Source organism: Pseudonocardia lacus, assembly GCF_018531445.1.
Lineage (GTDB): Bacteria > Actinomycetota > Actinomycetes > Mycobacteriales > Pseudonocardiaceae > Pseudonocardia > Pseudonocardia lacus.
Map to the genome: position 1 here is coordinate 1 of NZ_JAHDTH010000210.1, position 14,802 is coordinate 14,802.

6 protein-coding genes and 1 pseudogene are annotated in these 14,802 nt (G+C 74.8%); 2 read left to right on the forward strand and 5 right to left on the reverse strand.

Annotated features, from left to right (window positions below; translation table 11 throughout):
* From KIK08_RS31795 to KIK08_RS40590, 3 genes and pseudogenes are all read right to left on the reverse strand, one after another.
* A pseudogene (locus KIK08_RS31795) lies at nucleotides 1-11,058 on the reverse strand (hypothetical protein); the annotation flags it as partial.
* Nucleotides 11,059-11,578: 520 nt separating this feature from the next.
* Nucleotides 11,579-11,995: a helix-turn-helix transcriptional regulator gene (locus KIK08_RS40585; protein WP_214407010.1), complete on the reverse strand. Its 417-nt coding sequence runs from the start codon at nucleotides 11,993-11,995 to the stop codon at nucleotides 11,579-11,581.
* The gene (locus KIK08_RS40590; protein ID WP_214407011.1) at nucleotides 11,992-12,666 is read right to left on the reverse strand and encodes a uracil phosphoribosyltransferase; all 675 of its coding nucleotides are present in this window, start codon (nucleotides 12,664-12,666) and stop codon (nucleotides 11,992-11,994) included. Before KIK08_RS40590 ends, KIK08_RS40585 begins: the two co-directional genes overlap by 4 nt.
* Before the next feature lie 439 nt (nucleotides 12,667-13,105).
* Between KIK08_RS40590 and KIK08_RS42315 the strand changes: the two genes are divergently transcribed.
* Complete coding sequence (locus KIK08_RS42315; protein WP_408004763.1) at nucleotides 13,106-13,471, forward strand: aldehyde dehydrogenase family protein; 366 nt, start codon at nucleotides 13,106-13,108, stop codon at nucleotides 13,469-13,471.
* Here the strand turns inward: KIK08_RS42315 and KIK08_RS31815 are convergent.
* The gene (locus KIK08_RS31815) at nucleotides 13,423-14,010 is read right to left on the reverse strand and encodes a hypothetical protein (protein WP_214407013.1); all 588 of its coding nucleotides are present in this window, start codon (nucleotides 14,008-14,010) and stop codon (nucleotides 13,423-13,425) included. The two genes, KIK08_RS42315 and KIK08_RS31815, sit on opposite strands and share 49 nt — an antisense overlap.
* A gap of 70 nt (nucleotides 14,011-14,080) precedes the next feature.
* A complete protein-coding gene (locus KIK08_RS31820; protein WP_214407014.1) occupies nucleotides 14,081-14,332 on the reverse strand; it encodes a hypothetical protein in 252 nt (83 codons plus the stop codon).
* A gap of 151 nt (nucleotides 14,333-14,483) precedes the next feature.
* On the opposite strand from KIK08_RS31820, the gene KIK08_RS31825 reads away from it, so the two are divergent.
* On the forward strand, nucleotides 14,484-14,802 hold a 319-nt coding region (locus KIK08_RS31825), incomplete at its 3' end, for a hypothetical protein (RefSeq protein ID WP_214407015.1).

A 14,802-nucleotide genomic window follows, 5' to 3' on the forward strand; every position in this document is an offset into this window, starting at 1 on the left:
GCCCCCGTCGCGCACCCCCGGCGGACCGCTGCCCGCGTCGGCGACGGCGGCCGGGACGCCGCCCCCGTCGACCGGCGGACCCGCGGCGTCGGCACCGGCCGCGGACATCATCACGGTCCCCTGCGGGCTCAGCAGGACCGCTTCCGGACGCACGATCGGGCCCGATCCGTCCGGCCCGTCCTCGACGGTGAAGCGGTCCGGAGCGGTGGCCAGGGCGGTCCGCATCTGCTCGGGTGTCACCCGCTGGCCGAGGACGCGACCGATCTGGGCGGCCACCCCATCCACCGGGGCGCCGCGGTTCGCCTCGACGGACACCTGCCCGTGCAGCATCGCCCGGTAGGTGACCTGGGCGAGCACCTGGTCGCGGGCCAGCGCCATGTCGGTCGCGCCGCCCCGCGCGTCGAGCACCGCGTACTGGTCGACCAGCGCCCGGTCGTAGGCGCGCTCGACCGCCCGCGGCCGGCCGCCGAGCAGGCCGGGCTGCTCCACCGCCCGGTCCAGGGCGGCCAGGTAGGCCGTGCTGACGCCCAGCGGCCCGGCCGTCCGGTCGGTGCCCAACCTGCGATAGGCGAGGCTACCCCCGAGAGCGGACAGGTAGCCGCGCTCCCCGGCGGCCATCGCCGCCTGGCCCAGTTGGTCGATCCGCGGGGCCGCCAGGTCGAACGCCCGGGACAGCCCGGCGGTCGCGTCGATGCCCGCCGTCCTGGCCAGCTCACCGACCCGGGCGCCGGCCAGGTCCAGGACGGGGGCGTCGATCATCGGCAGTCGTGGTGGGGCCGCGCGCGACCGCTCGACGAACCCCGCGGTGGCTCCCGCGGCGCGGGTGGCCAGGGGTGCGACGGCGGTCAGTCCTGCGCCGAAGCCACCGGCGACCGCCCGACCGCTGTGGATCCACGGCAGGAGCGGCGCCAGTTGGGTCCAGTTCGCGGCGTTCGCGACCGCGGTCACCGGGCCGTTGATCCCGGTGCTCACCGCGGCGACCCGGCCGGCGAGCGCGGAGAGGGCAGGGGCCCGCGTGGAGAGGCCGACCTTGACCGCGCCGGCCCCCGAGGACACGCCCTTGAGCCCGGCACCGGCCCCGAACGCGGCCATCGCCGGGAGGGACAGGTCCTGCAGCAGCGTCCTGACGAACCCACCGTTCGCGTCGAGGTACCCGCCGTACAGTCCCTGCGAGGGATCGCCGTGCGCGACCTTCGACCAGTCCCAGTCGGTGACGACCGGCTGGAACCGGTTGTAGAGGTTCTGGCCGGGGAGGAAGAGCAGGTTGCCGGTCAGCGGGCGCACCCTGGCCTCGTACTCGGCCCACGTCTCGCCCGGCCGGTACGGCTGCTCGGGTTCGCCCATGATGTTGTACGTCCAGTGGGAGCCGATCTGCTCGAGGGTGTCGTCGACCATGACGTCCCATGCGCCGGCCGGGGCGTACGCGATCGCCCCGATGACGCCGCCAACGCCCTCGTTGATGCCGGCCTCGACCGGGTTCTCGCCGCCGAAGCAGGCGTTGTCCTCCGTCCCGCACCAGACGCCGACGACGTGGTCGCCCGTCCCCTTCAGGATGTCGACCACCAAGCTCGGCCGTGCCTCCTCGAAGATGGCGTCGATCCGGGCGCGCTCATCGTCGCTGCTCAGGAACTGCGTCCAGGCCGCGTAGTCGGCCGGCTTGTCGCTGCTGTCGGCGAACCACTCGTTGAACATCGCGTCCCGCGTGAGCAGCTCACGCGGGCTCGCGTCGTTCGGGATGCCGGTGAGCGTCGCCTTCAACCCGGAGAGCGGGTCGCCGGACACCCCCTCCACGGTGCTCAGCAGGCTGCGCTCCCAGTCCTGGGCGGTCCGGCGGGAGAGGATGTTGGCCTGCACGTCCGGGCTGAGCGAGTCCCACACCGAGGGCTGCTCCGGCATACCCTCGGCCACGACGGGAGCGAGCGGGTTGCGCTCGTCGAGCAGCACCAGATCGTCCCGAACGGTCAGGAAGCGGTAACCGGCGGTCTGCGCGTACGTCAGGTCCGGCCTGCCGGTCGAGGGCAGTTGCAGGTCGAGCAGCGGGCTGGCCGACCACTGCGACAGGGAGTCGCGGACATGGCCGTAGTCCAGCGCGGCGAGGGCCTCGATGGTCTCGAGGCCGGTCGCCAGCGCGCCCTCGGTTCCGCGAGCCGCGTTGCTGGCCTGGCGGGCGGTGTTCAGCCAGTCCCCGGCCTGCCGCAGGTCCGCGGCGTAACCCGGCTCCCCCGATGCGTCGGCGAAGTCCATGTCATACGCGCGCAGGGTCTCCTGTGCCTGCTCGACCCGGTCGCGCAGGGGCGTCATGCTGTCCTGCAGGTCGTCGCTTCGCCCGTTCACGTCCGCGACGCGGGCGTTGAACGCGTCCCGCTCCGCCTCGCTCGCGAAGCCGCCACGCGCGATCACGTCGGCGCGTTCGCGCTCCAATGCGGCCATGTCCTCGTTCAGCGCACTCACCGCCGGCATCTGCCGGCCGAGCGCGGCCTGGCTCGCCGCGTACTCGTCGAGAGCCCGGGAGACGGCGGCCGTGGCGGCCTCCGGACCGGCGGCGGTGATCCCCCGCGCGGCAGAGTTGCCCAGGTCGGCCTGCGCCTTGGTGATGTCCGGCCGCTCCCAGGTGACCATGGCGATGCCGTCGATCAGCGCGCGGGCGGCCGCCCAATCCCGCAGCAGCCCGGGCGCGGTCTTGTTCAGCTCCGCGGCCCGGCTGTTCAGGCTCCGCCGTTCGGCGGCTGACAGGCCGTCCCGTGCGGCCGCCTCGGCATCGGCGACCAGCTTCTCGAACACCGGGCGCTGCTCCGCGTGCTCCTCGGCCCCCCGGCGGGTGTCGCTCTGCGCACCCAGGTAGATGAGGCTGGCCCGGTCGCGCACCGGCTGCGACAGCGCCATCGCCTCGTTGTAGGCCCGCTGCTGGTCAGGGGTCAGCTGCTCGTTGTACTCGGTTCTGGTCAGCGGGGGCATGGGGGCGTCGCCCCTGGCCCCGTTGCGCGCCTCCTGCGAGGTCAGCGGGCGCACCCGCTGGTAGGTCGGGTCCATCTGGATCATCCAGGAGGGCGTGGGGTCGCCGCCCCAGTCCAGCGCAGGCTCCTGGCCGTAGCTCTGACAGCCCGACGGGGAGGCGGCCCGGCAGGACAAGCCTCCGTTCTCGCCGTCCGGGGTGCGGTACCGCAGGCCGGTGCGGCAGTTCTCGGTATCGCAGGCGACCCACTCGCCGCTGACGTTCGACCCGAAGCAACTGCTGCCCTCCCCGCCGCCGGTCCGGCAGATCGAGCCGCCGCCCTCGCCGTCGGCGTCCGGGTAGAACTGGGTGGCGCTGCAGGCGACCTCAACCCCGGTGCACCGCTGCATGTTGACGTTGCCGTCGGCCTGCGGCGCCATCGACAGCGTGCAGCCCTCACCGGTGCACCAGCCCATGCCCGGGTCGGTCGCGGTGTCGAACTGCAGAGTGCCGGAACCGTTGAGGATCTGGACCGCGTTCTTGTCCCGGCTGGTCAGCGTGCAGTCGCCGGCGCACGCCAGGAAACCGCCGAAACCGTCCGCGTCGCGGGTCTGGATGGACACGTCCCCGACGGCCCAGTCCCGCCCGGGCAGGCCGGTGGTGACGTCGCCCTCGGCGGAGGTGAACCGGCCGAGGCCCTGGAAGGTGATGGACGCCCCGCTGCCCTCGCCGTCGCGGCCGATGATGTCCGCGGTGCCGGACTTCAGCACGAAGTCGTCGACACCCGGCGCGTTGGGCACCGGGGCGCCGAGGTACGCGCAGGCCGCCCCGCAGTGCGCGGCGAACGGTGCGCCGGTGGTGGGGTTGCTGAACGCGACGGTGTGCCGCTGGCCCTTGGTGGCCGGCTCGGTGAAGCGGATGGTCTCCCCGGTCGAGCCGTCGTCGGCCCGGCCGGTGCCGTCGACCCAGCCCCTGCGGTTCCCCTTGGCGTCCTCCACGATGCCGACACCCGCGGTGCCGACGGCGGTGTCCTTCCGGCCGTCCGGCCGCTTGGGGTCGTGCGGCATCTCGGCGACCCAACCGCCCCGGTCGCCGTCGTACACGACGCGCTCGCCGCCGGAGCCGACCGGGACGTCGCAGCTCCCCGGCCCCGGGCCGCAGGTCACGGTCCGGGGCTCCGTCCCGGGCGACTGGATCGTGTAGATCCTCGTGCGACCCGGTCCGACCTTCAGGCTCGCTTCGCGCTCCGATGGCCCCATGGCCGCCACCGGGACCCGCTCGCCGTTCGGGTCGACCGTGTACGGGTTGCCCTTGTCGTCGAGGCGCACCCCGCTCGGTGGGTTGTTGTAGCCCGTGGCCGGCCCGGCGCCTGCGCAGTCGCCGTAGCACTCGGCGCTCCAGCCGCCGCCCGGCCCCGCGTCCGCCCTTGCCCTGATCATGCAGCCGCCGCCGGACGCGCCACCGCCGGTGCAGGTGCGCTCGGCGTGCGCGTTCCACGTGCCGCCGGGACCCTGTTCCGTGTCGGACTGCTCGCCGTGGGCGGTGTAGGAGGTCTGGCAGTTCGCGGCGCCCGTGCAGGACGCCGAAGCGCGTGCCCACCCGTCGCCCGCGGAGGCCTGCGCGGACACCGAGACGCCACCGCCGCCCTGGCCGCCGCCGCCCGAACCGCGGGCCGACGCGTTCGCGTGCGAGCCGGACGCGTGCTTCGCCGACGCGGACGCCGATGCGGAGTAGGAGTGCTGGCAGTTGGCCGCCCCGGAGCAGGACGCCGAGGCACCGGCCCAACCCGGGCCCGCGGAGGCCTGCGCGGACACCGAGACGCCACCGCCGCCCTGGCCGCCGCCGCCCGAGCCGCTGGCCGAGGCGCTGGCCCGGGAGCCGGAGGGATGCGAGGCGGCGGCGGCGGCCTGCGCGGAGTAGGAGTGCCGGCAGTTGGCGGCGCCGGAGCAGGAGGCCGAGGCGGAGGCATGGCCGGGGGACGCGGTGGCCTGGGCGGTGACCGCGACCCCGCCGCCGCCGTGGCCGCCGCCGCCCGAGCCGGAGGCCGACGCGGAGGCGGAGGCGCCGGGGGCGGAGGCGGAAGCGCTGGCGCTGGCCGAGTAGGAGTGCCGGCAGGTGGTGCCCGCGGTGCCCCGGCAGGACGCCGACGCCTGGGCGGAACCGGCGCCGGAGGCAGCGGCCGCGGTGGTGGCGACCTGGCCGCCGCCGGTGGTACCGGAGTCGAAACCGGTGGCCGAGGCGTGCGCCGAACCCGACGACGCCTCGGAGTGCGCGCGGAACTGCCGGTAGCAGCCGGGGCCCTGGCAGGCGGCGCCGGCCAGGGCCGACGTGGCGGTGGTCGCAGCGCTGCCGACCGCGGCGCAGCGCTGGGTGCCGGTGGTCGAGCAGCCGGCCCGCGCGGTGGCCTGCTGGCCGCCGCTGGTGGACGCGACCCGGTGGCGGCAGGTGCTGGTGCCGGCGCCGGAGCAGGCCACGGACGCCTCGGTGCCGACCGGGGAGGCACCGACCCGGGTGGAGGCCCCGCACTGGCCGACGGCGGTCGCGGTGCACCCGGAGAGGCCGGTGGCGAAGTGGCCGCCCGAGCCCGCGGCGCCGGAGGTGCGGGACACGCAGCCGCGCTCGGTGGCGCACTGGGCCTCGACCGCGGCCTGGGTCTGCGTGCCAGCGGCGACCCCGCCGCTGGTGACGGCGGCCGTGCAGGCCCTGGCGCCGGTGCAGGCCGTGCTCCCGCCGGAGACCGACACGCTGGTCCCGCCCGTGGCAGCCGCGCGGGCCGCCGCCTTGGGCGAGGCGCCGTCGGCGAGGGACTCGCGGACGGCCGCGATCGTGCCGGCCGCGCCGCCACCCGGCGAGGTGACCGCCACCGTCTCCCCGGTGATCCGGCCACGGCACCGCTCGGCGCACTGGATCATCGCGCCGGACCGCGTCGTGCCGGCCACCGTCGGCGCCTGCCCCCGGCCGGTCACGGCCGTGGACGCGGTCGCCTGCCCGACGAGGGCGCAACCGGAGCTGACCCCGGCGCACCACCCGCGGGTGGTGGAGTCGCTGGCCGCGGCGTCGCCGAGGCCCGTGGTGGTCGAGGTGGCCTCGACCCCGGCCTTGCAATCCGTCCCGCCGCACCGGGCGGAACCGGTGGACTGGCTGTAGGTGACCGGCAGCTGCTGCGCTGCCCGCGTGGTGGGTTGTGCGGCCTCCTCGGCGGTGGTCTTGCTCGTCCGGGTCGTGCGGGCGTTCTGGGACGTCGGGGCGATGCCCGCGGCCGCCTCCATGGCGTTGCGGGTCATCAGGTAAGCGACACCGGCACCAGCCGCGGCACCCGAGCGCGACTCGGCGGTGCAGCTGTCCGCGCCGCTCACGCAGGTGGACCGGTAGGTGGTCGTGGACGACGACGGGGGCCCGCGCACGCCCGGACCGCCGGTCATGCTCGACACGCCGGGCGCGGCCCGGTCGGTGCCGGTGGTGGACGTCCAGGTGCCGCCCCGGCAGTCGCTCTCGCAGACCGCGAGGGCCTGGGCGTCGGACAGGCTCGACGGGCCCGCCGCCGTGCCTGGCCCGGCCGCCGAGCGCTTGGTGTCGCGGGCGGGTTGCGCGGGGGCCTCGCCGTCCGGGTCGACCGCCGCGGTCGGGCCGCCGTCGATGCCCTCGGCCACCTTGCCGCCCAGGCCCAGCGCGGGCAGCAGGTCGGCGACGGTGGAGTCGGAGCTGGCGACCGAGCGGCTCCCGCCGGTGCAGGTGCCGTTGTTCAACTTGCAGCCCGCCTGGCCGACCGAGCCGCGCTCACGCACCCCGTCCGAGCCGGTGGCCGAGCTGAGCACCTTGCCGGTGCAGCCGTTGGGGCAGTCGAAGTAGGCGGTGGCCGAGGCGGCGGCCGACGGGCCGTCCGGCAGCGCTGCGCGCGAGGTCGCGCGGGCCGGTGCGGCGGGCTTGTCGTCGCTGTCGTTGCGGCTGCCCGCCGAGGGGCCACCATTGGCGTCGCCGTTGTCGGGCGGGCCGCCCCCACCGGGGGCGTCGCCGTCGGTCGGGGTGTACGGGCCGGTGCCGAGCTGGCGGGCCAGGATCTGGGTGGCGCCCGGCGAGGCCGACGAGATCGCGACCGCCTGCCCGCCGCAGGCCCCACCGGAGATCCGGCAGGTCACCGTGCCGTCGGCGGCCCGCGCCGTGCCCTCGGCCTCGGTCCCCCCGGCCTGGGCACCTTCCGCGCCGACCGCGCGGGCGGTGGCCGTGCCCCGGCAGCCCTGCGGGCAGTCCAGGACGGCGACCGAGGTGGACAGGCTGCTCGGGCCCCTGGTCGGCTGTCCGGCCGCCGGACGCCCGCTGGCCGGGTCGATCACCGCGTGGTCGGGCGCCGACGAGGCCACCGACTCGGCGTGCCCCTGGCACCCACCGCCGTTGACCCGGCAGGTGACGGGGTCGCTGGTGGAGCGCCGCGGCAGGCCGGTGCCGGTGTCACCGGCGCTGGTGGTGGCCCGGGCCGACCCGCCGCATTGCACGGAGTCGACCGCGCACACCACGTCCGCGCTCGACTGCGACCGGCTCACCGGCCCGGCGTCACCCGGCAGGCGGGCGTCCCGCTCCACGACCTCGGTGTGCGCCTGGGCCACGCAGCTGCCGCCCGCGCCGTGCACGTTGCAGACGCCGTCGCCGTCGCTGTCGCGCACGCCGCGGACGTCACCGGAGGCGGCCCCGTCGGTGTGCGCCGAGCCCGAGGCGCGGCAGGCCACCACCGCGCACTCCGCCCACATCGACGACGTGCTCTCCGCGACCGGCTCACCGGACCGCCCCCCGGCCCGGCCGACCTCGGAGGCGGACTGGACGCCGCAGTTGCCCGCGGCGACCCGGCAGTCCGCGTCGCCGTCGGTCTGCCGGACCGCGTCGCCCACGGTGATCCGCGCGGTGGTCTCCGCGTCCGCGGTGCCGGAGCAGGAGCCGGGCTGGTTGCAGGTGACGGCGGCGCCCGAGGTGCTGGACGCGATGTTCCTCCGGTCGTTCGCGCTGGTCTGCCCGTCGGTCGCGGCCTCGGTCCCCCCGTCAGCCGACCGCACGCGATCCGACGCGGCGCCGTTGCGGATCTCGGTGGCGGCGAACGCGCCGCACCCGCCGTCGCCCTCGACGGTGCACCGGCCCGACCCGGTGCTCGCCCGACCGTTGCCCTCCCGCCCGGCCTCCGCGGTCCGCCCCGCGCTGCCGCTGGTGTGCGTGCGCACCGAACCGTCGCAGCCGGACCCGTCGCACCAGGCCTCCCCGTCGGCGACGACGGCGGTGCGGCCGGTCTCCCCGCCCGAGACGTCCACTGTCGAGCCGGCGCGGCAGGCGCTGCCGGTCACGGCGCACTCGCTCGTCGAGTCCCCGTCGAGCCGGGCCGAGGAGCGTTCCACCACCCCCTCGGCTCGAGTGGTCGCGCTGCCCGTGCAGTCCGCTGCGCAGCTCACCCCGGCGTCGACCCGCACCCGGTCGGCGGCCGCGAGGTCCACGGACGTGCTCGTCGCGCACAGGCCGTCGGCCGCGCAGCGGGCCGTCGCGCTCCCGTCCCGGGTGCGCTCGGCGTCGTCGCGCGCGACCCGCCCGGCGTCCTGCTCGGCGTCCTGCTCGGCGTCCACGGCCTCCCGCACGGCCCCGCCGTTGTCGGCGCGGCCCGTGCTCGTGCTCGTGCACCCGCCACCGGTCGCGCTGCAGGCCGTCTGCGCGCTCCACCGGTCGGCGACCCCGACCGTCTCGCACGCACCCGTGCACAGCACGGTGGCCTCGGTCCGGGCGGTGTCCGCGGACGACGCGGTCGGCCCGCTCACCTCCCCGCCGCAGGAGCCCCCCGCGGTGCTGCAGGTGGAGGTGGCCCCGGCCCCGGTGGCCGAGCTGCGCTGCGTGCAGTCGCCCGCGTCGCCCGTGCAGCGGGTCTTCGCCGCGACCTCCTCGTCACCCTGCTTGCTGGTCGCCGCACTGTTGCAGCCCTGCCCCGCGCCCTTGAGATCGCAGGAGGCCGAGCCCTCGTTGTCGCCGGACGCACTCGCGGCCGAGCAGCTCGCGGACACACCGGCCAGCGCCGAACACTGCTCGGTGCGCTGTTTGCCGCTTGCGTTCTCGCTCGTCGAGGCGCAGGCGACGAACGCGCCGCTGGAGCCGCAGCCGGCCGCCGCGCCCTCGCCGTCGGTGTCGCCCGCCGGGGTCATGGTGTTGCCGGTGGCCTCGGCCAGCTCCCGGGTGGCCGCGTACACCTCGTCACGCTGCTCCTCGTAGGCGGCGACGTTGCGGTTGTGGGCGGCCTTGGTGACGTCGCCCGCGGCGACCTTCTTCTCCTCGGCGGCCAGCTTCCGCTCGCGCTTGGCGAGGTTCTGCTGACCCTTCACCACCTGGTCGACGAGGTCCGCATCGGCCGCCGAGAGCTGCTCGCGGTCCTCGGCCGCCCGGTCCCGCGCCTCCTCGTTCGCCGCCTCGACCTCGGCGTGCTCGGCGGCCGTGGCGTCTCCGGCGGCGACCTTCTTCTTGCTCGACGCCTCCCGCGCGGCGGCCCGCTCGGCCTCGATCCGGCTGTCCACGGCCTGCTCGAGCTGGGCGGCGCTCTCCGCCTCCGGCCCGGGGGTGAGCGGCTCGCCCTCCGAGTAGACGCTGTCCCACCAGTCGTCGGAGTTGCCGACCACGCTGGGGTCGAGCATCCCGACCTCGCCCGCGCTGACCTCGGCGACCGAGCCGGTGCCCGCGGTGGCGCCGGGGGACGAGCTGATCTGCTCGCCATCGCCGCTCTCGCCGGAGCTGAACCCACCGCCACCGCCGCCACCGGCGACGAGGGTGATGGACCCACCCCCGGATCCGTCCCCACCGCCGCCATCGTCCGCGCCGCCCTCGCCGAACGTCCCGCCGGAATCCCCGGCATCGTCGGACCAGCCACCGTCCTCCGACCCACCCTCGACAAACGTCCCGCCCTCGTCGGACGACACGCTCTCCCCGTCGTCGGTGTCCTCGAGGACCGTCAGGCGGTCGTCGGAGTCGTCGTCGGTCCAGCCACCGTCGCCAGAACCACTGTCCGACGACCACGAGTCGCCAGAAGCAGAAGACTCCGGTTCAACCCAACCCGAGTCATCGCCGGAGTCCTCGCCGGAGTCCTCGTCGGAATCGTCGGTCCAGCCACCGTCGTCGAAACCGCTGTCCGACGACCACGAGTCGCCAGAAGCAGAGGACTGCGGTTCGACCCAACCGGATTCATCGCCGGAGTCCTCGCCGGTCCAGCCACCGTCGCCAGAACCACTGTCCGACGACCACGAGTCGCCAGAAGCAGAAGACTCCGGTTCAACCCAACCCGAGTCATCGCCGGAGTCATCGCCGGAGTCCTCGTCGGAATCGTCGGTCCAGCCACCGTCGTCGGAACCACTGTCCGACGACCACGAGTCGCCAGAAGCAGAAGACTCCGGTTCAACCCAACCCGAGTCATCGCCGGAGTCCTCGTCAGAGTCATCGCCGGAATCATCGTCGGAATCATCGTCGGACCAGCCACCGTCGGCAGAACCACCGTCCGACGACCACGAATCGCCAGAAGCAGAAGACTCCGGTTCAACCCAACCCGAGTCATCGCCGGAGTCCTCGTCAGAGTCATCGCCGGAATCATCGTCGGAATCATCGTCGGACCAACCACCGTCCGCAGAACCACCGTCCGACGACCACGAATCGCCAGAAGCAGAAGACTCCGGTTCAACCCAACCCGAGTCGTCGTCGGAGTCGTCGGAGTCGTCGTCAGTGGAGCCGGACCATTCGTCGGAGTCGTCCGAGCTGTCGGACCCGACGTAGCCGACGCTGCCGGAGATCGAGGCGATATCCCCGTCGGACCCGCCTCTCGAACCGGACGTCCCGATCGAGTCGGCGACGAAGGTGATCGTGGGGGTCCCGTTCTTCCCGCCGGCCGGCCTGCTGCTGCCTCCCTTCAGCAGGCCGGCGGTGGCCGCGGTCGTCGAGGCGGCCGCGGCTGCGGGGGATGGGGTCAGCAGTGCTGACCCCATCCACAGCACCACGACCAACCCGGCGAGCCAGAGCACCCACCGCAGCAGCACCAGGGTCCGGTCGAGCGCCGACAGCCGCAGCCGCACGGCGAGATCGGCGGACGGGCTGTGCGCCCGTCCGCGCGTCTCACCGTGGTAGCTCATGCCGGACGACTCCCGGGATCGCGGGGTGCGGTGGCGAATGGCGAACATGGCCGGATGCGGGCCCGCACGGCGTCGCGCACAGCGCAGCGCAGCGCCCTCGTGCCGGACGGTCGTCCTCACGCCCAGCGGCCCTCGGTCTCCGAGCGGTCGCCCGCCGCGCAACGTCAGCAGCGGATGTCCGATCGGTTCGCCCAGGATGCTAACAATGCGTGAGTGGCCGGAGCAATAGCCCGTGCGGCCGCGGCGCCGACCCGCCAGGGTGCCGCCGTTGCGTTGCCGTCGTCTCGTGATCCCGGCTGCGCTGCGTCAGGCCGTCGGCTGCGACGTGAAGCTGCGCGGGTCGCCGGGGATCAGCCGGACGGGGTCACGGGTCGTGCCCAGCTCGGCAGGGCACACCGCGCCGGTGTGGCCGCCGTGCCCCGCAGCGCCATCGTTCGCGGAGCCGCCCAGAGACGGTGGCGGTGACAGCGATGGCCACGGTACCGGCCACTCACATCGACGATCAGGTCCTGTCTGGAGGCTATCGCCCCTCGGCGGGTACGGGCTGCTCACCGACTGGTGGCGGCCGCATCCGGGATGGCGCCGCGCCCCACCAGCGCCGGGCGCATCGGCTGAAGACGGCCTGCTCGGCGAATCCGAGCCGGGCGCTGATCTCGGCCAACGGCAGATCGGTGTCGAGCAGATAGGAGCGGGCCTGCTGACGTCGGACGCAGTCGAGGATCTCGCCGAAGCCGAGACCCTCGTCGGCCAGGCTGCGTTGCAGCGTACGGGGGTGGACGGCGATCGTGCGGGAGACGTCGGCCAGCGCTGTGGACTCGCGGCCCAGCCGTTCGGTCACCAGGCTCCGCACGCGCCAGGCCAGGTCGGAACGGTCGGTCGCCGGACGGAATGCGGCCCCGGCCCCCGCTCGACCAACGATCCGGGCATCGTCGGTCACGGATCGACGGGTTCGGCATCATCCGATCCGCGGACCCATCGGACGCGTTCGGCCCGCCCGCCGAACGCGCAATCGCCGCTGTCGACGGGGACCCCGACCAGCCGCCCGTCCGCGCCGACCTCGACACCGGCCCACATGGTGTGGATCTGCATGTCCGGGTCCTCCGCGCACATCGCGCGCGCACCGCGATCAGAGAGGAACAGCGTGGCCACCTGGAACCGCGGCCGGGCGACGAGGTCCCGGATCCTGCGTACGACCGAAACGATTGTCTGCCCGGAGTTGACGATCGGATCGAGCAGGAGGTAACTGGGACATCCACCCGATCGTCGGCAGGGGATGTCGAGGTAGGTGATCGACGGCAGCCCGTCCGACGGGAACGTCTTCCGGTGGGGTACCACCACACCGGACGGCCGGTACGCCGTCATCGACCGGTACACGGTGTACATGGTCAGGCCGCCACGCATCACCAGGACGGGCACCATCGACTCATCCAACTCCGGCAGGATGCGCCCGAAGAGCTGGTGCGAAGCTCCACCGAAGGCGACGTACGCAGCGGCGTCGTCGCCCTCGCTCCTCGCCACCGCCTGACGCAGCGCCCTGCTCTCGCCGCCTGCGTGGGCGTGGACGCGCGCACGCGCTCGGACGTCCCCCGCATCCTCCTCCGCCGTCACGGCCGCGGCCCATCCTGAGCTGTCCGGCACACGGCCGGAAGTCGGACTACCAACACGAAGAATCTCCTTCTTGCGGTCTCTGCCGCCGCCTAGCTGCCGGTCCCCGGTCGGGTGATCCCTTCGGACCCGCGTGAGGTAGGTACGTGACCGACGCCGCGGCTGCGACCGAGCATCACCAGCCGTCACCTCGGCCGCGTCCCACCGGAGGAGACCGATCCGCTACTTCCTGAGAAGTAGCACCCGCGGGAGCACCGCCACCTGCAGGCAACGACGTCGTGCTGCGTCCTCATCCGGGACCCTGCCGCGAACGCCCCGACGGCGCCATCTGCACCCCGATGACCGGGCCCTGGGCGTGGGTGACGCTGGTCTTCGTCTCGTCCCTGGCGGTGCTGTGCGTGACCTGCACGATCCCGCACCGGCCGGTGATCGCCCGCGACGACTGACGGGGAGCCGGCAGGGTCGGTGTCGGTGCTGCCGTTCGGCACCCGAGGACGAGGCCTTCACCCGGGCCAACGACTCGGTCTACGAGCTGGCCGGCTCGGTGTGGACCGGCGAGGCGCAGCGCTCGCTGCGGGCGGCCCGGCGGATCGACGCCGGAGCGCCGGCGGTGAACTCCTACAGCGGGGTGTGGGTGCACACACTGTTCGGAGGGTTGAAGCAGTCCGGACCGGGCGGGAGCTTGGGCCGCACGCGGTGGAGAGCTACACCGAGGTCAAGAACGTCTTCTCAGCACGACGGACTGAGCCGACCCCGGGCTCAGTGCTCCCCCACGAGCGCGATGAAGTCGTCGCGCAACTGCTCGTAGGTCTGGAGCCGGTGGGTGAGCGCGGCTCGGGTGAACAGATCCGGGTCGGCCCGGCGGGTGGCCCGGCCGCGCTCGGTCCAGAAGGCCGAATCCGGCAACTCGTCGGCGGCGTCGGGCAGGAAGCGCAGCACCTCGGCGGCGACGTCGACGGCGAAGCGCCAGGCCAGCAGCGCCTGCTCGGGCAGCTCCCGGTCCCCCCGCGCCCCGACCGCGGCCATCTCCGCCTCGACGGCCTGCTCGACGTAGGCCTCGGCCATCTCCAGCCACTCCCCCGCGTCGATCAGCGTCGACCGGCCCGGCCCGAACCGGGCCCCGGTGCGCCGGGCCTCGGCCAGGTCGGCGTAGCGGATCTCGATGGTAAACGGGTGGAACCGGCCGCCGGCGCCGTCGGCGTGCAGGGTCCACGACCGCGGCCCTTCGGTGAGGATCGTCCAGCCGCCGGGGTCGCCGGGGTCGTCGTCGCCGAGCCGGCCGTCGGCGCGCAGCAGGTCCAGGTACAGGTGGGCCTCGACGATCGTGCGCGCCCGCAGCTCAGCCACGACCCACCTCCGCGACCGAGCGTAGTGGGGCCCGCCCCGAGCCGGGGGTGCGTGCGCCGGCTCCGACCGCTCACCCGGCGGCGGGTCGGCGCCAGGGGTGGACCCGGGCCACCGGCGGCGCGACAGGCACCTCAGCCGGCCCCGGCGTCGCCGGGGGCGGGGCGGCCGACGGGCCTGTGGTGGGCGGCCCGAGCAGGGCCACCAGGTCGATGCCGACCCCGGTCAGCACGAGCAGGAAGGTCACCAAGCCCGCCGAGCGACCGGTGAGGCCGAGCTGGTCGGGCAGCACGAACCCGGCGGCGCTCACGAGCAGCCCCGGCACGACCGCACCGAGCGGGAGGGAGTCGTCCGCGTCCGGCTGGGACGGCGCCGGGTGCCGCGGTCGTGACTGCCCGAGCGGGCCGCCCCACGTGCGGGCCGCCGGCATGGTCGGGAGCGCTCTTGGCCCCGATCCGCTGCATGGTCCGCCGCGCGTGCTCGTCGTGCCCGTGCGGTGCGGCCCGGTCCAGGTGGAAGCGGCGCTCGTGGTCGAGCACCAGCTCCCAGGAACCGTCGGCGGCCAGCTGCGCCGGCCGGCCGGTGGGCGCGGCGATCACGTCGAGCGTCTCGCCCGGCAGGCTGAAGGCGAGCATCCGGTCCAGGAGGTCCTGGGCCCGTACCGGGTCGATGCCGGCGACGCGGGCGAGCGCGTCGGCGTCGACCTCCAGCAGCCGCTCCCGCGGCCGCAGGCCGAGCTGCGGGGGGCCGCGGGCCCGGGCCGGGTCGGCCGTCCACCGCGGCGCGGCCTCGGCC